The 17,123-nt window shown below is 67.1% G+C and carries 16 protein-coding genes, 1 other RNA gene and 1 pseudogene; 10 read left to right on the forward strand and 8 right to left on the reverse strand.

Annotated features, from left to right (window positions below; all coding sequences use genetic code 11):
• Nucleotides 1-8: 8 nt before the first annotated feature.
• Complete coding sequence (locus tag LL962_RS14200; RefSeq protein ID WP_228317374.1) at nt 9-905, reverse strand: gallate dioxygenase; 897 nt, start codon at nt 903-905, stop codon at nt 9-11.
• A 225-nt stretch (nt 906-1,130) separates the two neighbouring features.
• Here LL962_RS14200 and LL962_RS14205 point away from each other — a divergent pair.
• A pseudogene (locus LL962_RS14205) lies at nt 1,131-1,804 on the forward strand (GntR family transcriptional regulator).
• A 140-nt stretch (nt 1,805-1,944) separates the two neighbouring features.
• On the opposite strand, the gene LL962_RS14210 reads toward LL962_RS14205, so the two are convergent.
• The 6 genes from LL962_RS14210 to ubiH form a co-directional block, all read right to left on the reverse strand.
• The gene (locus tag LL962_RS14210) at nt 1,945-2,892 is read right to left on the reverse strand and encodes a SphA family protein (RefSeq protein ID WP_228317389.1); all 948 of its coding nucleotides are present in this window, start codon (nt 2,890-2,892) and stop codon (nt 1,945-1,947) included.
• Between the two features lie 202 nt (nt 2,893-3,094).
• Nucleotides 3,095-3,526 (reverse strand): nuclear transport factor 2 family protein, encoded by a 432-nt coding sequence (locus LL962_RS14215; protein ID WP_228317375.1) that lies wholly within the window; start codon nt 3,524-3,526, stop codon nt 3,095-3,097.
• An 83-nt stretch (nt 3,527-3,609) separates the two neighbouring features.
• Nucleotides 3,610-4,329, reverse strand: a complete 720-nt coding sequence (locus LL962_RS14220) for an alpha/beta fold hydrolase (RefSeq protein WP_228317376.1) — start codon at nt 4,327-4,329, stop codon at nt 3,610-3,612.
• 82 nt (nt 4,330-4,411) lie between these two features.
• A non-coding RNA gene (locus LL962_RS14225) (sX9 sRNA) lies at nt 4,412-4,487 on the reverse strand.
• Nucleotides 4,488-4,594: 107 nt separating this feature from the next.
• Entirely contained in the window at nt 4,595-5,776 is a 1,182-nt protein-coding gene (locus tag LL962_RS14230; RefSeq protein ID WP_228317377.1) for a UbiH/UbiF family hydroxylase, read from the reverse strand.
• Entirely contained in the window at nt 5,773-6,981 is a 1,209-nt protein-coding gene (gene ubiH, locus LL962_RS14235) for a 2-octaprenyl-6-methoxyphenyl hydroxylase (protein WP_228317378.1), read from the reverse strand. The genes LL962_RS14230 and ubiH overlap by 4 nt, the downstream gene beginning before the upstream one ends.
• A gap of 174 nt (nt 6,982-7,155) precedes the next feature.
• On the opposite strand from ubiH, the gene LL962_RS14240 reads away from it, so the two are divergent.
• The 9 genes from LL962_RS14240 (at nt 7,156) to LL962_RS14280 (ending at nt 16,573) form a co-directional block, all read left to right on the forward strand.
• Complete coding sequence (locus tag LL962_RS14240; RefSeq protein WP_228317379.1) at nt 7,156-7,734, forward strand: hypothetical protein; 579 nt, start codon at nt 7,156-7,158, stop codon at nt 7,732-7,734.
• Between the two features lie 3 nt (nt 7,735-7,737).
• A complete protein-coding gene (locus tag LL962_RS14245) occupies nt 7,738-8,295 on the forward strand; it encodes a cob(I)yrinic acid a,c-diamide adenosyltransferase (RefSeq protein ID WP_228317380.1) in 558 nt (185 codons plus the stop codon).
• A 131-nt stretch (nt 8,296-8,426) separates the two neighbouring features.
• Nucleotides 8,427-9,335 carry a histone deacetylase family protein gene (locus LL962_RS14250; RefSeq protein WP_228317381.1) on the forward strand — a complete coding sequence of 303 codons (909 nt, stop codon included), beginning with the start codon at nt 8,427-8,429 and terminating at the stop codon, nt 9,333-9,335.
• Between the two features lie 126 nt (nt 9,336-9,461).
• Nucleotides 9,462-11,882 carry an LPS-assembly protein LptD gene (gene lptD, locus LL962_RS14255; protein ID WP_228317382.1) on the forward strand — a complete coding sequence of 807 codons (2,421 nt, stop codon included), beginning with the start codon at nt 9,462-9,464 and terminating at the stop codon, nt 11,880-11,882.
• Nucleotides 11,879-13,270 carry a peptidylprolyl isomerase gene (locus LL962_RS14260; RefSeq protein WP_228317383.1) on the forward strand — a complete coding sequence of 464 codons (1,392 nt, stop codon included), beginning with the start codon at nt 11,879-11,881 and terminating at the stop codon, nt 13,268-13,270. The genes lptD and LL962_RS14260 overlap by 4 nt, the downstream gene beginning before the upstream one ends.
• A gap of 3 nt (nt 13,271-13,273) precedes the next feature.
• The gene (pdxA, locus tag LL962_RS14265; protein WP_228317384.1) at nt 13,274-14,245 is read left to right on the forward strand and encodes a 4-hydroxythreonine-4-phosphate dehydrogenase PdxA; all 972 of its coding nucleotides are present in this window, start codon (nt 13,274-13,276) and stop codon (nt 14,243-14,245) included.
• Nucleotides 14,246-14,349: 104 nt separating this feature from the next.
• Complete coding sequence (gene rsmA / locus LL962_RS14270; RefSeq protein WP_228317385.1) at nt 14,350-15,138, forward strand: 16S rRNA (adenine(1518)-N(6)/adenine(1519)-N(6))-dimethyltransferase RsmA; 789 nt, start codon at nt 14,350-14,352, stop codon at nt 15,136-15,138.
• 36 nt (nt 15,139-15,174) lie between these two features.
• The gene (gene apaG, locus LL962_RS14275) at nt 15,175-15,558 is read left to right on the forward strand and encodes a Co2+/Mg2+ efflux protein ApaG (protein ID WP_104584803.1); all 384 of its coding nucleotides are present in this window, start codon (nt 15,175-15,177) and stop codon (nt 15,556-15,558) included.
• Nucleotides 15,559-15,586: 28 nt separating this feature from the next.
• A complete protein-coding gene (locus LL962_RS14280) occupies nt 15,587-16,573 on the forward strand; it encodes a symmetrical bis(5'-nucleosyl)-tetraphosphatase (RefSeq protein WP_228317386.1) in 987 nt (328 codons plus the stop codon).
• A 47-nt stretch (nt 16,574-16,620) separates the two neighbouring features.
• Here the strand turns inward: LL962_RS14280 and LL962_RS14285 are convergent, their stop codons facing one another.
• A complete protein-coding gene (locus tag LL962_RS14285) occupies nt 16,621-17,109 on the reverse strand; it encodes a dihydrofolate reductase (protein ID WP_228317390.1) in 489 nt (162 codons plus the stop codon).
• Nucleotides 17,110-17,123: the final 14 nt, after the last annotated feature.

Consider the following 17,123-nt stretch of genomic DNA (forward strand, 5'->3'; position numbering starts at 1 on the left):
GCAGGCCCTCATGCCGCGTGTGCGCTGCGCGCGAGCAATTCCGCCGAGCGCGGCGCGTCGGCGGCTTCCTCGCCGGGTTCGTACAGCACCACCGTCATCGCAGTGGTGGTCATCAGATAGTAGTTCTGATGCAGCTTGCGAATGGGGCCATCCAATGCGCCGCGCATGGCCAGCCACATGATCTGCTCCACGCTCTCGGCGCCGCCCAGTCGCACGTAGTCGGTATGGGTGAGATCGGTCAGCGACTGCGGCGCGTGCTGGAAGCGATCGAGGAATTCCATGTCCCAGTCGGTATTGTTGAAGCCGGTGCGCTCGCCGTGGATCTGGTGCGATAGGCCGCCGGTGCCGACCACGACCACTTTGAGATCCTCCGGATACGACTCGATCGCGCGGCGCACCGCCTGGCCCAGGCGATAGCACCGCCGTGCAGTGGGCAATGGGTATTGCAGCACGTTGATCGCGATCGGCACCACCGTTCCCGGCCAGTCCGGGACATGCGGCCACAGCAGCGGCAAGGGCGCCGCGCAGCCGTGATCGATCGGCTTGTCCTGAAAAACGGTCAGGTCGAATTCGTCGTTGACCAGGCATTCGGCGATATGCGCCTGCAATTGCACATCGCCGCGGATCGGCGGCAGGTTGCGCAACCCCGCCCCTTCGTCGGCGACCGGAAAGCGCTCGCCAACGCCGAGCGCGAAGGTCGGGTAGAGATCGAAGAAGAAGGTCGTGCAGTGATCGTTGTAGAAGAACACCAGCACGTCGGCCTGCCGCTCGGCCAACCAGGCCGCGACCGGCGTATAGCCGTCGAACAAGGGCTTCCACACAGGGTCCTGTTGTTTGCCCTTGTCGTAAGCCACCCCGATGGTGGGAACGTGCGAGGTTCCGATGCCGCCGATGATGCTTGCCATGCTGCACTCCTGAGACGCGGCCTGACGCAATCGGAGCAGGCGCGTTGATGAGGTTGGGACCAGCGACGCATGCGATCCCGACAGGGACGGTCGACCCCCTCGGATCACCGAGAATGTATCCTCAGGATCCAAATTGCCATCAAGCGCGCTCATCCGCAAGGTCTTTATACAAGTCATTGCCAGTTTTCCCCTTCCCGGGACCGCGCGCTGCCGGGGTGCGAGAGATTGGAGCCAATGGCGAACAACCACCGATTGCAGGCGGTCCGGCGGTTACGCGAATTGATCCTGTGCGGATCTTTGCCCCGGGCAAACGCATCACCGAAGCGGCCCTGGCCGAACGCCTGGCGATCTCGCGCACGCCTATCCGCCAGGCGTTACCGGCGCTGTGCCAGGAGGGCCTGCTGGTGCAGATCGGCAACCGTGGCTATGCGGTACGGCGTTTCAGCCAGCAGGAAAGCCTGGATGCACTGGCAGTGCGCGCGCTGATGGAAGGCATGGCCGCGCGCACCGTGGCCGAACAAGGCGCATCCGCCGCACTGCTCTCCACCCTGCACGATTGTCTGTGCGAAGGCGACCGGCTGTTTGCCAAGCGCAGCCTCAGTGCTGGCGACGAGCAGACCTATGGCGCAATCAATGCGCGCTTTCATCGCGCCATCGTGGTGGCGGCCAACAAACCGATCCTCACCGAAACGGTGGACCGCTGCACGCTGGTGCCGTTCGTCAGTCCGGTCAATGTGGTGTTTGGTCAGCGCTCGGCCACGCTTACCTACGACGATCTCTATTACGGTCACCGCCAGCATGGCGCGATTGTTGCGGCCATCGAACAACGCGATGGCGCGCGTGCGGAGTTGCTGTTCCGCGAACATGCAAATACGCAGCGGCACAGCATGGGGCTGTGACTCGCCGCCGGCTCTCGCAGCACTGCCACCTCTCTTGTGGCGGGCACTCCATCGCGTGCCGCACTGCGCCTGCCACCCGTTGCGGAGCAGCAGACATGGTCCATACGCGCCATGCCGTGGCGCGCGGGCCAGCTCGCGCGCTACAGCGAATGCACGAACATCAGGTTGAAGGTGTTTCCGGCCACCGAGTTCTTGACTTCGACCGGCAGGTAGACATTGAAATTGAGCACGTTCTTCGCGTCCAACCGCCACGAAAGCCCTGGCCCCATGTAGAACTGGGTGCGCTTGCTGTCGGGCACGCGCTGGTCGTTGGTCCGGTTGTCTTGTAGCTGCTGCAGATAGAAGCCGTTGACACCGACCCGCAGCTGCTCGGTCACCTTGACAGAGCTGGCAAAATTCAGCCATGCCAGATCGCCTGCCTGGCCGTTGCGGAACTGGAAGCCGGGGATTGGCGGCACCCCACCGGCACGGTCGGTGCGGAAGTTGTACATGTAGTGCAGCCGCATGCTGACCTCCCAGTTATCGGTGGGCTGTACCGTGAATGCCCAATGCGGCGAGAACGACCAGTAACCGGTGCTCTGGTTGATCGCGATGTCGCGATCGAACTTGCCCACCGGTGCAAAGGCCACCAGGGCGAAGCGCTGAAAAAGCAGGATCCGGCCATTGCGCATCACCGGCGGCATCTGCAATGCCGCCCCGACCGCAATATCGCCAATGCCGAATCCGTTATCGCTCAACCGCACCGGACTGTCGGCGGCAAACGAGGCATTCTGGTTGACCAGCGGCACGATGGCATCGATGGCAATCGTGCCCCCCAACCATTGATAGGGCGTGACATAGATGAGCTGGGTCAGGGCTGCCGAGCTACTGATCTTCGGATCACGAAACGCCGGCGAATCTTTGCCTTGCGCATCCAGGACGGCATTCAGGTTCGCATGGCGCAGATATTCGATCACCGTCCAGCCGGGTTGGGTGGAGCCAAAACCGTCGAAAAAGCTGGTGCCCCCCAGGTTGATGCCCTGCGGCACCGGAACCGTGTCGGGCACGGCCTGTGCAAAGACTGCCGCCGGCGCGAGTGCACCCAGCAGCAGAGTCAAGCTGCCGGCGCGCAGGCGATGCGAGCAGGGCGATGAGCGACGACGACCAACAGACGAGCATGCGCGTTCCACTAGGCGATTCTCCAACGAGGATGGGCGATTGAGGCAACGCGACTGGGGGGAGAGCAGTGTCGAGATGTCGCTTGCAATGGTCGGCGGCATCGTTGAACGGGCAAACAGCGGTCAATCTCGGTCAGTGCGCTTCGACGTGCAGCAGCAATGCACCGATGCGTTGCTTGAACAGCCATTGGTTGTCCTGGTGCACCAGCACATCGTCGAAAGTGCCGATCAATGCGGGTGCCTGTGCCGTCCAGGGAACAGCCGCATTGGTTTGCGGCGCGCTATACAGCAACACATGGCTATGCGCGTGGGCGAGCGTGCTTGATTGAACGCTGACCAGGGTATTGAGCATCAAATGACAGGTGCTGCGTGGCGCGCGAGCACGGAAGGATTCAAGGATCGCGTCGCGTCCATGCACGGGCACGTCCGGCGCGCTGGGGCGCGCAAACACGCCGTCGGCGGTGAACAGTGCGGCCAGACGGTCATGGTCGTGGCGATCGTTGTACAGCGCGAAGCGTCGGATCACCTGCTCGCAGGCCACAACGATCGCTGCATCGTCCTGCATTCCAGTTCCTCGGTAGCCATGCCAAAAGCAATCTGCGTGATCGGCGCCGGCAGGCGCCCGGCCGTCGCCTGGGATGCGCGCACTCATGCCGCGCGCAACCAGTCGCGCAAGGCGGTGGTGACCGCCTCCGGCGCTTCCAGCGGCGCCATGTGTCCGCTGTCTTCGAACACCACCAGGCGCGCCTGCGGGATCTGCCGTGCCATGTCCTGGTGTTGCGCCAGCGGGCTCCAGGCGTCCTGTCGGCCTACGCCCAGGACGGTCGGGCAGCGGATCTGCGCCAGCACCGGCGTGGCGTCGGGACGTTCCAGCAAGGCCGCGATCTGGCCGGCGAAACTCGCTGCGCTCTGCCGCCGCACCATCGCCGTCAGCTGCGCCATCAGCGTGGTGTCGTGCGCACGCGCCGGGTGCAGCATCGGCGGAAGCCAGCGCTGTGCGAGCGCCGCCATGCCCTGGGTCTGCGCCAGCTGCAGCAGCGCCTGACGCTCTGCCTGCTCGCCATCGCGGCGCGGTGCGATGCCGGTGTCGAACAAGCCGAGCCGCAGCACCCGCTCCGGCGCCTGGCGCACGATCTCCAGCGCCACCCGCCCCCCCATCGAATGGCCGGCAACGGCGAACTGCGCCGGCGCGCTGGCCAGCACGTGCGCCGCCATGCGCGGAATGCTGTCGAAACCGGCGAAATCCATCACCCGCACGTCGCCCAGATCGCCCAGGGCGGCACGTTGCGGTTCCCAGACCGCGGCATCGCAGAGCAGGCCGCAGAGCAGCAGCACGGTGGGCATGGAGGACGGGGCAAGCGGACTCATGGGTCGACTGTAGCCACGCCGGTCACATCCGTCGTATGGAAGATGCGGCTCCAGGTATTACCTAAAAGTCATACGTTGGAGCGGCCAACAGAACGTCGCGAGCAGTCGTCAGATGGGTGTGGACGCGCGCGCGGGACCGAAAAGCACGCATGGCACATGCCGCACCGAGCAACCGCTGCGGCCACCTGGCGGTGAGCGCAGTCGTTCTGTTGGCTGCTCCAGAGCCGGTCAGACTAACGGGGGCTCGCAACGATCCGCGAGCCCGTCAAGCTGTGCCGGAGGCCCGCCTCCACAGCGCATCCACCAGCGGCGGCAGCCTGCCGGCCAGGCCGAGCGCGGCGCCACGCACCAGGGTCAGGTGCATTTCGTCGTTGGAAAACAGGCGATTGATCGTGTCGAAGCCATAGGCGGCAACCGTGTTCTCGCTGCGCCGGGCCCGTGCCCAACGCTGCAGCCGGTGCGGGGCGGCCCAGTCGGCGCGCCTGGCCAGCGCCTGGCGCACGCTGTCGCGCAGTGCGGCGACATCGCGCAGGCCCAGGTTGACGCCCTGACCGGCCAGCGGATGCACCACGTGCGCCGCATCGCCCAACGTCAGCACCCGGCCACTGACATAGCGCTGCACCAGTTGTCGCTGCAACGGAAATGCAGCGCGCGCGGACACCACGCGCGCGTGGCCCAGCCGCGCCGCGAAGGCCTGGGTCAGCTCGCGCGAGAACACTGCATCGTCCAATGCCAGCACACGCTCGGCATCGGCCTCGGGCAGGGTCCACACGATCGAACTGCGGCCATCGGCAAACGGCAGCAGCGCCAGCGGTCCGGTGGTCAGAAAGCGCTGCCAGGCAGTGGCCTGGTGCGGCTGTTCGGTCTCCACGAAGGCCACCACGCCGCGTTGCGCATAGGCATGCCGCACTACCGGCATGCCGCTCAATTCGCGCAAGGTGGACGCCGCGCCATCGGCGGCGATGGCAATGGCCGCCTCCAGGCGGCTGCCGTCATCCAGGCGCAGGCGCACGCTGGCGGTTTCCTGTTCCAGCTCGACCACGCGCGCCGGGCAATGCAGATCGATCCCGGCCGCGTGCACGGCCGCCCAGAGGCGATCGACCAACAGATCGTGCTCGACGATCCAGCCCAGCTGCTCGCGCCCCAGCGTGTCGGCATCGAACCGCAGCTCGCCACCACCCCCGGCATCCCACACCCGCATGCGCCGGTACGGCTGCACGCGCGCGGCACGCACCGCCGCCCATACGCCCAGGCTGTCCAGCAACGCGGCGTTGTCGGCGGCAAAGGCGTAGACGCGCAGGTCGGCCCGGTCGGCATGCCAGCGCGTGGGCTCGCGCCCTTCCACCAGCGCCACGTTCAAGCTGGCATCGGCCAGCGCCAGCGCGCACGCCGCGCCCACGACGCCGCCGCCGACGATCACTGCATCGCGCATGGGGCGACGATTCATGCGTGCCCCCGGCATAGCTGCGGCACCTCGCCACGGAAGCCCATCGCACCGCCGACCAGCATCGATTGCAGTGGCGCCGCCTGCGAGGTCGCCAGCAGCCCGAGGCTGCGCAGCGGCCGCAGCAATGGCGCCGGATTGCCGGTGAGGCGCGCCAGGCCGCTGGAGAACGCGATGGTGTGATCGCGATCCACACGGCGCCGCGCCAGGTAGTCGGCCAGCAGCGCGCCGGCACCGGCATCGCTGCGATCGTGTTCGATCAGTTCGGCCAAGGTCAGCGCATCGCGCAGGCCCAGGTTGAACCCTTGCGCGCCGATCGGGTGCAGCGTCTGCGCCGCATTGCCCAGCAGCACCACGCGTTCGGCGATCAGGGCGTTCGCCAGCACCTGCACCAGGGGATAGGCGCTACGTTCGCCGCTGGCGACGAAACGCCCGGCCCGCCAGCCGGCCGCGCGCTGCAGCCGTGCCAGCCAGCCGGCCTCGTCGAGCGCAGCCACCGACTCGGCATCGGCACGTGCCACGCAGTGGATGGCGCCGTAATGGCGGTCGCCGCGTGGCAGCAAGGCGGTGGGGCCGTGTTCGCCGAAGCGTTCCCAGGCAGTGCCGTCCGGCGGCCTGGCGGCGCGTACGCGCGCCACGAACAGCGTCTGCAGGAAATCGTGCTGCTCGGATCCGATATGCAGCAATTCGCGCACCGCGCTGTGACTGCCATCGGCGCCCACGACCAGCCGGGCGGAAACGATCCGTTCGCCCTCGTCGCCGGCAAGCCGCAGGCCGCGCAAACCATCGCGCACCGGCTCCACACCGATGCAGCGCGCCGGGCGGTAGCGGCGCAGGTGGTGCAATTCCTCCAGACGGGCCTGCAAGGCTTCGCCGAAGTCGCGCGCCACCACCACCTGGCCGAAACTCTCGCGTCCGTAATCGGACGCATCCAGTTGCACGCGGCCGAAGTCGCCGGCACGGCTGACGTGGATGCGCCGGATGGGCCCGGGCGGGCTGCGCAGCTTGGCCATCACCCCCAGCGCGCCGAGCGCGTTGACGGTGGCCGCGGCGAAGCTCAGGTTGCGTTGGTCGAACACCGCCGGCGGGCTGCCGGCCGGGGTGGCTTCCACCAGCCCGACATCCAGGCCGAGGCGATCCAGGGCGATCGCCAGGCTGGAGCCGACCAGGCCGCCGCCAACGATCAGAACGTCATGTGGTTGTGTCATCGCCACATGATAAGCCCTCGCTCCAGACGCGTTGCCGCCGCTGCGTGCGGCATGTTGCCGCGTCCGCTGCGCCGCTCCGGAACCGCGCCGCCGGTCGCCGACCATGCCACGATGGCGCGGCTGCGGCGTGTTCCACGCTACACTTCACTGCCTGTGTTCCCGCCACCCCTGCGCATGACCTCTCGCTCGCACGACACCCTGATCCTGAGCCTGCTGGCCGTGCTGATGGCGGCCACGCGTATCAATCACTTCGCGCCGGTGCCGGATGCCTCCTGGGCGGTCTTTTTCATCGGCGGCTTCCATCTGGCCGCGCGCAGCAAGCTGGCGTTCCCGCTATTGATGGCGCTTGCGGTGGCCGTGGACTGGCTGGTGATCGCCCGGCAGGGCCTGAGCTTCTGGCAGCATTACTGCGTATCGCCTGCCTATTGGTGCCTGATTCCGGCGTACTTCGCGCTGTGGGCTGGCGGCGTCTGGCTGCGCCGGCGCTATCGCGGCGCGCAGTGGAGTGCGCTGGTCGCCCTGGTTCCGGCCCTGCTGATCGCAGTGGCGGTATGCCAACTGATCGCCCAGAGCAGCTTCTACTGGATCAGCGCCAGTGTGAGCGAACCCACCGCGGCCGGTTGGTTCAAGAACTACTCGGATTGGCTGTGGCCCTACCTGCGCAGCGCCGCGCTGTATGTCGCGGCGGCAGCGGCGATCCAGGTGGCCGCCGAACGCCTGGCCGCACCGCGCAGCCAGGCCCGGGCCGGCTGAGCCATGGGCAACCGGCTCTCACGTATCTATACGCGTACCGGCGACGACGGCACGACCGGCCTGGGCGACGGCAACCGTACCGGCAAGGATGCCCTGCGGGTGACTGCCTACGGCACGGTGGACGAAGCCAATTCCGCCATCGGCGTGCTGCTGGCGGCACCCGGCGTACCGGCCGCGGTTGCCGAGCTGCTGACCACCGTGCAGCACCAGCTGTTCGATCTGGGCGGCGAGCTGTGCATTCCCGGGCATGCGGCCATCGCCACGGCCGACATCCAGGCCCTGGAACGGCAGCTGGACCATTTCAACGACGGTTTGCCGCCACTGCAGGAATTCATCCTGCCGGCGGGAGGCGAAGCGGCCGCGCGCTGCCATCTGGCCCGCACCATCGTGCGCCGTGCAGAGCGCGAAACCGTCGCGCTGTCGCGCCAGGAGCAGGTGCGCAGCGAAGCGATCGGCTACCTGAACCGCCTGTCCGATCTGCTGTTCGTGCTGGCGCGCGTACTGGCGCGCGTCGATGGCCAGCAGGAAGTGCTGTGGCGACACGACCGCCGACGCGGGTGAACGCCCTCCGGTCCGGGACAGGCTTGGCGCATTGTGCGCGTCATCCCGGCAGACAGGCCGGGCCGGCCTCGAGGCGCCGCGGGCCGCTTCGCACTCACCACAACGTATCTGACACGCTCTAGAGTCGACCCATGCTGGTCTTTACCCATCCTGCCTGTCTCGGCCACGACGCAGGCCCCGAGCATCCCGAGAGCCCCGCCCGGCTGGAGGCGGTGGTCGATGCGTTGCGTACCGCCTTTCCGGATCTGGAATGGCGCGAGGCACCGCTGGCCAAGCTCGGCGACCTGTGCCGGGTGCATGACCGCGAACAGATCGATGCAGTGCTGGAAACCGCTTTCGACGGCTACCGCCAACTGGACGTGGATACGCGCATGGTGCCGGCCTCGCGCGCGGCCGCGCTGCGCGCCGCAGGCGCCGGCATCGCGGCAGTGGATGCGGTGATGCAGAACCTCACCCGCACCGCCTTCTGCGCGGTCCGCCCCCCCGGCCACCACGCCACCGCACAGGTGTCGATGGGGTTTTGTCTGTTCAACAACGTCGCGGTGGCGGCCGCCCACGCGCGCGACCGGCACGGACTGGAGCGCATCACCATCGTGGATTTCGATGTGCACCACGGTAACGGCACCCAGGCGATCTTCGAGCGCGACCCGGCCGTGCAGTATCTGAGTACCCACCAGTCCGGGCTCTATCCGCATTCGGGCGGCGTCCACGAGCGCGGCCTCGGCAACATCCATAACCTGCTGCTGCCACCAGGCAGCGATGGGTTGCGTTTCCGCAACGTGTGGGAAGACGAGATGCTGCCGCTGATCGATGCGTTTCGCCCGCAACTGATACTGATTTCCGCCGGGTTCGACGCCCATTTGCGCGACCCGCTGGCCGATCTGATGCTGGACGACGCCGATTTCGCATGGCTCACCGGTGCCTTGCGTACCCTGGCCGAACGGCATGCGGGCGGCCGGGTGGTCTCCCTGCTGGAAGGCGGCTACGACCTGCAGGCACTACGCGAAAGCAGCGTTGCCCACGTTGCCGCCTTGCGGTGACCGCTGCGCGCGCATGCGCGGTGCAGGGAACGGCGATGAACCCTGTCCTGTCGCGACCGGGACTCTTCATTGCCCCTATGCGGGCTATACGGCAAGCTAGTCGCCATTTTATTGGTTGAACCACGCGTGCGCCGAGCTCTCCGCCTGCTCCCCCTGCCCTTGAGCATCGCCATCTGCCTCCCGGCCATGGCCGCCGACAAGCCGTTGAACTGGGGACTGTGCCCGGCCGTGGACCCGCTACCAGGCTTCGACGGCGCGCCTGCCGCCGATCCCAAGGCAGCGGAGATCCGCCAGCAGCTGCCCACCGACATCGAAGGCGACCAGCTGTCCGGTACCAGCACCACCCCGCAGTATCAGGGCAACGTGGCGCTCAAGCGCGGCGACCAGTTCCTGGGTGCGGACAGCCTGCGCATGGACACCGAAACCGGCAACTACATCGCCGAAGGCAACGTCCGCTACCAGGACACGTCCTTCCGCATGGTCGCCGACCGTGCCGAGGGCAACCAGGACACCGACAGCCACAAGGTCACCAACATCCAGTACCAGTTGGTGGACCGGCGCGGCAACGGCGGCGCCGAATCGGTGGACCTGCAGGGCCAGGTCGGCCAGATGCACCGTTCGACCTATACCACCTGCGATCCGTCGCAGCCGATCTGGCGGGTGCGCGCGCCGGAGATCGACGTGGACAACGAAGAAGGCTTTGGCACCGCGCGCAACGCGGTGCTGCAGGTCGGCAAGGTGCCGGTGCTGTACTTCCCCTGGTTCAAGTTCCCGATCGACGACCGCCGTCAGACCGGCCTGCTGTTCCCGCAGTTCGGCCTGTCCGGGCGTAACGGCTTCGATTACCTGCAGCCGATCTACCTCAACCTGGCACCGAACTACGACGCCACCTTGCTGCCGCGCTACATGAGCAGGCGAGGTTTCATGTTCGGCACCGAATTCCGCTACCTGTACGAGGGCGGCCGCGGCGAGATCACCGGCAACTACCTGCCCAACGACAACCTGCGCAAGAAGGACCGCGGCAGCGTCTTCTACAGCGGCTTCCACAACGTGGACACGCACTGGCAGGCCCGCAGCAGCATCGCCTGGGTCAGCGATACCCGCTACGTGGAAGATTTCACCAGCCGCGTCAACGGCATGGGGTCGGCCTCCAGCCTGCAGAGCACCGTGGGCATCTACGGCACCGGCGAGACCTGGACCGCCGGCCTGATGGCCGACCGCTGGCAGCTCACCGACTACACCCTGGACGAACAGGCCCTGCCCTACAACCGCCAGCCGCGTGCGTATTTCACCTGGGAGAAGCCCCTCGGCATCTTCGAGGCCGGCGTGTATGCCGAGGCGGTGCGGTTCACGCACGACGATTCGTACCGGGTGGACTTCATTCCGAACAATGGCAACGAAGCGAACAGAGGCGACCAGTACGTACGCACCAACGTCCGCAACCGGGATTACGGAAGCGGGTCGCGCCTGGATCTCAAACCGTATGTCTCGATGCCGTTGTCCGGTGCGTCCTGGTTCCTGACGCCGACCTTGGCCTGGCGATACACGGCGTATCAGCTGGATTCCACGACCGCCAATACCGCCCCACTCACCGGCAACCGCACGCCCGCGCGCAGCCTGCCGATCGCCTCGCTGGATGCCGGGGTGTACTTCGATCGCGAAACCTCGGTGTTTGGAACCAACTATCTGAACACCCTGGAACCGCGTATGTACTACCTGTACGTGCCGTACCGCGACCAGGACGACCTGCCGGTGTTCGACACCCGGCCGTTCACCTTCAGCTACGGGCAATTGTTCCGTGACAGCCGCTACACCGGCGCAGACCGCCAGAACGATGCCAACCAGCTGACCCTGGCGGTGACCTCGCGCTGGCTGCGTCAGGACGATGGGCGCGAAAAGTTGTCGCTGAGCGCAGGCCAGATCCTGTACTTCAACGACTCGCTGGTCACGATCAACAATTCCGCCGCCAACAGTGAGCAGCCGATCGAGCAGGGCAAGTCGGCGTGGGTGGCCGATGCCAACTACATGATCAACGACCGCTGGTCGATGGGTGCCACCTACCAGTGGAACCCGAACTCGCGCAAGGAAGATCTGGCCAGCCTGCGGACCCGCTACCTGCTGGGCAACGACGGCATCGTCAACCTGGCCTATCGCTACCGGCGCAATCTGATCGACGAGAGCGACCAGCTCAAGCAGGCCGACTTCTCGTTCCTGTACCCGATCAATCCGACCTGGAGCGCAGTGGGCCGCTACTACTATTCGTTGCTGGACCGTAAACCGCTGGAAATCATCGGCGGCGTGCAGTGGGACAGCTGCTGCCTGGCGGTACGCGCGCTGGTACGCCGGTTCGTGCGCAACCGCGACGGCGAAATGGACAATTCCATCCAGTTCGAATTCGTGCTGAAGGGTCTGAGCTCGTTCGGCCAGAACACGGACCGCACTTTGCGCCGTGCTATTCTCGGCTATTACCGCGACGACCTGTACCTGGTCCCGCCCAGCAATACCACGACCAATCCGGACGATTACGATCCGAACCTGATTCCATGACCAAGCCTTTCTCCGTTGTTCTTGCCTCGTTGCTGGCAGTTGCCAGCACGGTCTCGCCGCTGGCCTCGGCGCAGCAGTCCCAGCCGCTGGATCGGATCGCCGCCATCGTTGACGAGGACGTGGTGCTGCAGAGCGAGCTCGATCGCGCCGTACGCAATGTCAGGTCGCAGTATGCCGGCCGCGAAAACCAGTTGCCGCCCGACGATGTGCTGCAGCGTCAGGTGCTCGAGCGCCTGGTGCTGGTCAAGCTGCAGGTGGGCCGTGCCGAAGGCAACGGCATCCGGGTCAGCGATGAGGAACTCAACCGCGCCATCGCCAGCATCGCCCAGCAGAACGGCACCAGTGTCGACGGGCTGCGCCAGAAGCTGGCCGCCGATGGCATGGGCTACGGCGATTTCCGCGCGTCGGTGCGCGACGAGATCATCGTGCAGCGGCTGCGTCAGAGCTTCGCGCAGAGCCGCATCAGCGTCAGCGAGGGCGAGGTGGATAGCGCGCTGGCCCAGCAGGCCACCACCGGCAGCCAGTATCACCTGGCGCATATCCTGGTCGGGCTGCCGGAAGGCGCCACCGCCGAGCAGATCGCCACTGGCCAGAAGAAGGTCGATGGCGTCAAGGCCCTGATCGACAAGGGCGAGCTGGATTTCTCCGCTGCGGCCGTACGTTATTCGGACAGCCCCAACGCGCTGGAAGGCGGCGACCTGGGCTGGCGTAGCCTGGACGAGATTCCGAATGCCTTCGCGCAGCTGATTCGCGACATGCAGCCAGGCCAGGTGGCCGGCCCGCTGCGTGGCCCCAGCGGCTTCCAGTTGCTCAAGCTGGTGGAAATGCGCGACGCCAATGCCGGCGGCGAGAAGAAGATGGTGACCGAGTACAACGCCCGGCACATCCTGATCCGCATCGGCGACAACCAGACCGAGGACCAGGCCAAGGCCAAGATCGACACCCTGCGTGCGCGCATCGTCGGCGGCGCCGATTTCCAGGCCACCGCCAAGGAAGCGTCCGAAGACGCCAACAGCCGCGGCCAGGGCGGTGATCTGGGCTGGTTCCCGGCCGACGCGTTCGGCCCGGACTTCGGCAAGCAGGTCGAGAGCCTGGCCGATGGCGCGGTCTCCGAGCCGTTCCGCACCCAGGCCGGCTGGCATATCGTGCAGCGCGTGGGCAGCCGCCAGACCGACGTCAGCGCCGACAACCAGCGTGCGCAGGTCCGCGAAACGATCGGCCGCCGCAAGCTGGAAGAGGAATACAACCGGTATCTGCAGGAGCTGCGCGGCGAAGCCTACGTGAGCTATCGCACCGGCGATCGCGCCGATGGCAATGCCACCGCCGAGCCGGCCAAGCCGGCAGAACCGGCTACCCCGACCCCGCCGCCGGCACAGCCGGCGCGCTAAGCGATGCAGGTCCCGTCGCTCGCGCTGGTGCCAGGCGAGCCGGCCGGGATCGGGCCGGAACTCTGCGTCCGGCTCGCCCAGCAGCCGCGCCCGGATGCACGTCTGGTCGCCTACGCCGATCCAGATACCCTGCACAGCGCCGCCCAGGCGCTGTCTTTGCCTGTGCGGCTGCTCGATCCCGACCAGTCTGCGCGGGCGCCGGGCGACCTGCCGGTGGTCCCGATCCGCCAGGTCAGCCCGACCCGCTTCGGCTCGCCCGATCCAGCCAATGCCACGGCGGTGATCGACGGCCTGCGCACCGCTGCCGGCGACTGCCTGTCCGGTCGCCTGCAGGGCATGGTGACCGGCCCGGTGCACAAGGCCGCGATCAACGCCGGCGGCATTGCGTACACCGGCACCACCGAATTGCTCGCCGAGCAGGCCGGCTGCCCGGTGGTGATGATGCTGGCCAACAGCATCGTGCGCGTTGCGCTGGTCACCACCCACCTGCCGTTGCGCGCGGTGGCCGACGCGATCACCACCGATGCGCTGGCACAGTGCCTGCGCATCACCCACGCCGCGCTGCGGCGCGACTTCGGGCTGCCCGCGCCGCGTATTGCCGTGCTCGGGCTCAACCCACATGCCGGCGAGGACGGGCACCTGGGCCGCGAGGAACTGGACGTCGTCATTCCGCTGCTGGAGCGCCTGCGTGGCGAAGGCCTGCATCTGATCGGGCCGCTGCCGGCGGACACTGCCTTCCTGCCGCAGAAACTGGGCGGCTTCGACGCGGTGGTGGCCATGTACCACGACCAGGGCCTGCCGGTGCTCAAATACAGCGGTTTCGAGCAGGCGGTCAACATCACCCTGGGCCTGCCCTACCCGCGCGTGGCGGTCGATCATGGCACCGCACTGGAACTGGCCGGGCGCGGCATTGCCGACCCCTCCAGCCTGATGGCCGCGACCGCCCTGTGCGCGCGTCTGGCGGCGCGCCGCTGAGCGAACGCCAGGCAAGCGGCTGCGTGTACGCGACACACGCCCCACCCGGCGCGAGGGGCAGCGCCGATACCACGTGCAGCCGCCTGCTCCGTTAAACTGGGGGGATGAATTCTTCCTTCAGCGCACCGGCCAAGAAGTCGCTCGGCCAGCACTTTCTTGCCGATCGCGACTACATCGACCGGATCGTGCAGGCGGTGGACCCGCGCGCCGGCCAGCAGTTGGTCGAAATCGGTCCCGGACAGGGCGCCATCACCTTCCCGCTGCTGCGCAGGCACGGCGCGTTGACCGTGATCGAATTCGATCGCGACCTGATCGCCCCGTTGACCGAGGCCGCCGCGCCGATCGGCACGCTGAGCATCATCCATCGCGACGTGCTCAGCGTGGATTTCACCACGCTGGCCAACGACAACCCGATTCGCCTGGTCGGCAACCTGCCCTACAACATTTCCTCGCCGATCCTGTTCCATGCGCTGGACCACGCCGCGGCGATCGCCGACATGCACTTCATGCTGCAAAAGGAAGTGGTGGACCGCATGGCCGCCGGCCCGGGCAGCAAGGTCTACGGCCGGCTGAGCGTGATGCTGCAGGCGTATTGCGAGGTCACCGCGCTGTTCGTGGTGCCGCCAGGCGCGTTCCGGCCGCCGCCGAAGGTGGATTCGGCGGTGGTGCGGCTGGTGCCGCGCGACCAGGCCACGGTGGCCATTGCCGACCGCCGCCGCTTCGCCGACGTGGTGCGTGCCGGTTTCGGCCAGCGCCGCAAGACCCTGCGCAACGCCTTGTCCGGCGTCTGCGAGCCGGCGCATTTCGAGGCCGCCGGTGTGCGCCCGGATGCCCGTGCAGAACAACTCGAGGTCGCCGATTTCATCCGGCTGGCCAATGTCGAGCTGGCGTGAGCGCCGCTCCCACACCGTTTTATTTAGACTTTTCGCATGCACGATGATCCGCGCTATCGGGTCGAGGTCGAGGTGGCACCACGCTTCCTCGCCCATCAATCGACCCCGGAAGAAGGCCGCTATGCCTTCGCCTACAGCATCCGCATCCACAACGCGGGCGCCGTGCCTGCGCGCCTGATCGCCCGCCACTGGAAGATCACCGACGCCAACGGCCGCACCGAGCAGGTCGATGGCGAAGGCGTGGTCGGCGAGCAGCCCTGGCTACGCCCGGGCGAAGCGTTTCATTACACCTCCGGCGTGCTGCTGGAAACCGAGCAGGGCCAGATGCAGGGCCACTACGACATGGTGGCCGACGATGGCACCGAATTCACCGCCCCGATCGCCGCCTTCGTGCTGAGCGTACCCAGGACGCTGCACTGATGACCGCTGGACCGATGGAGTGCACGCGATGAGCGTCTGGGCGATTGGCGACCTTCAGGGATGCCACGACATCACCCAGCGCCTGCTGGAAAAGATCCGCTTCGACCCGGCGCAGGACACGCTGTGGTTCTGCGGCGACCTGGTCAACCGTGGCGGGCAATCGCTGGAAACGCTGCGCCTGGTGCATTCGCTGCGCGCACACAGCGTGGTGGTGCTGGGCAATCACGACCTGTCGCTGCTGGCGATCGGTGCGCGCTCGGAGGAGGAACAGCGCAAGGTCAATCCGGATCTGCAGCGCATCGTGCTGGCCGAGGACCGCGACGTGCTGCTGGACTGGCTGCGCATGCAGAAGCTGGCGCACGTGGACCGCGAACTGGGCTGGATGATGATTCATGCCGGGCTGGCGCCGAAGTGGACCACGCAGATGGCCGAGAAGCATGCGCGCGAGGTCGAGCAGCAGTTGCAGGGCGGCGGTTATCGCAAACTGTTGCGCAACATGTACGGCGACCAGCCCGGCTGGTCGCCGGGTCTGAGCGGCTACGAGCGCAGCCGCGCGATCATCAACCTGTTCACGCGCATGCGCTATTGCACACCGCGCGGGCGCATCGCCACCGACGACAAGGGCACGCCCGGTACGCAGGCGCAGGGGTTGTATCCCTGGTTCGAGGTGCCGGGCCGGGTCGAGCGCGATCTGAAGATCGTGTGCGGCCACTGGTCCGCGCTGGGGCTCACCATCACCCAGGGCGTGCACGCCATCGATACCGGCGCGGTGTGGGGCGGCAAGCTCACCGCCCTGCAGCTCGATAGCGAGGAGCTGCGCGTGGTGCAGGTGCCGGGCCGCGAAGTCACAGCACCCGCCGCACCCACCACGAACGCGCCGCGGCGTCCACGCGAAGGCCAGGGCCGCCCACGCGGGCGTGGCCGGGGGCGCGGCAATGGCGGCAACACTGCGGGAAATGCGGGGAGCGGCGCCGCCGCGCCGGCCAAGCCGCAAGCTGGCGGCGCTCCCGAGTAAGTCGCCTTGACCCTGGTGCGCCGGTCACGCGCCGCGTCCTTGCCGGCTCAGCGCCGCAGGTAATCCACGAAAGAAAAGGCGAACGCATGGCGGTCATCGGCCGCATGCGCCTGGCGATGCGCTGGAACCCACACCGCCGGGTCGATCGGCGGGAAGTGCGTATCGGCGCCATCCACCGCCGTGTCGACCTCGGTCACCGCCAGCACATCGGCGCGGTCCATGGTCAGGCGATACACCTCGCCGCCGCCGATCACGCACAACTCCTGCGCGCCGTCCTGCGCGGCGCGCTCGATCGCCTGATCGACCGATGCAACCGCCTGCATGCCCTCGAACGGCACCTGCCCGGAGCGCGTCAGCACCAGATTCAGGCGTCCAGGTAAGGCACGCCCCAGCGATTGCGCGGTCTTGCGCCCCATCAGGATCGGCTTGCCCAGCGTCAGCGCCTTGAAGCGCTTGAGATCGTCCGGCAACTTCCACGGCAGATCGTTGTCACGGCCGATGGCGTGGTTGCGGTCGAAGGCGACGATCAGGGAGATGGAGAGCCGGGACC

Source organism: Xanthomonas sp. NCPPB 1067 (genome assembly GCF_020783795.1).
GTDB classification, from domain to species: domain Bacteria; phylum Pseudomonadota; class Gammaproteobacteria; order Xanthomonadales; family Xanthomonadaceae; genus Xanthomonas; species Xanthomonas melonis.

What these genes read in the sequence shown, in the direction of transcription:
- LL962_RS14250 (WP_228317381.1), top strand. Translation starts at nt 8,427, where the DNA reads ATGCTGGTCTTTACCCATCCTGCCTGTCTCGGCCACGACGCAGGCCCC.
- apaG (WP_104584803.1), top strand. Translation starts at nt 15,175, where the DNA reads ATGCACGATGATCCGCGCTATCGGGTCGAGGTCGAGGTGGCACCACGC.
- LL962_RS14245 (WP_228317380.1), top strand. Translation starts at nt 7,738, where the DNA reads ATGGGCAACCGGCTCTCACGTATCTATACGCGTACCGGCGACGACGGC.
- LL962_RS14215 (WP_228317375.1), bottom strand. Translation starts at nt 3,526, where the DNA reads ATGCAGGACGATGCAGCGATCGTTGTGGCCTGCGAGCAGGTGATCCGA.
- LL962_RS14230 (WP_228317377.1), bottom strand. Translation starts at nt 5,776, where the DNA reads ATGAATCGTCGCCCCATGCGCGATGCAGTGATCGTCGGCGGCGGCGTC.
- LL962_RS14280 (WP_228317386.1), top strand. Translation starts at nt 15,587, where the DNA reads ATGAGCGTCTGGGCGATTGGCGACCTTCAGGGATGCCACGACATCACC.
- LL962_RS14260 (WP_228317383.1), top strand. Translation starts at nt 11,879, where the DNA reads ATGACCAAGCCTTTCTCCGTTGTTCTTGCCTCGTTGCTGGCAGTTGCC.
- pdxA (WP_228317384.1), top strand. Translation starts at nt 13,274, where the DNA reads ATGCAGGTCCCGTCGCTCGCGCTGGTGCCAGGCGAGCCGGCCGGGATC.
- rsmA (WP_228317385.1), top strand. Translation starts at nt 14,350, where the DNA reads ATGAATTCTTCCTTCAGCGCACCGGCCAAGAAGTCGCTCGGCCAGCAC.
- LL962_RS14200 (WP_228317374.1), bottom strand. Translation starts at nt 905, where the DNA reads ATGGCAAGCATCATCGGCGGCATCGGAACCTCGCACGTTCCCACCATC.
- LL962_RS14220 (WP_228317376.1), bottom strand. Translation starts at nt 4,329, where the DNA reads ATGAGTCCGCTTGCCCCGTCCTCCATGCCCACCGTGCTGCTGCTCTGC.
- LL962_RS14240 (WP_228317379.1), top strand. Translation starts at nt 7,156, where the DNA reads ATGACCTCTCGCTCGCACGACACCCTGATCCTGAGCCTGCTGGCCGTG.
- ubiH (WP_228317378.1), bottom strand. Translation starts at nt 6,981, where the DNA reads ATGACACAACCACATGACGTTCTGATCGTTGGCGGCGGCCTGGTCGGC.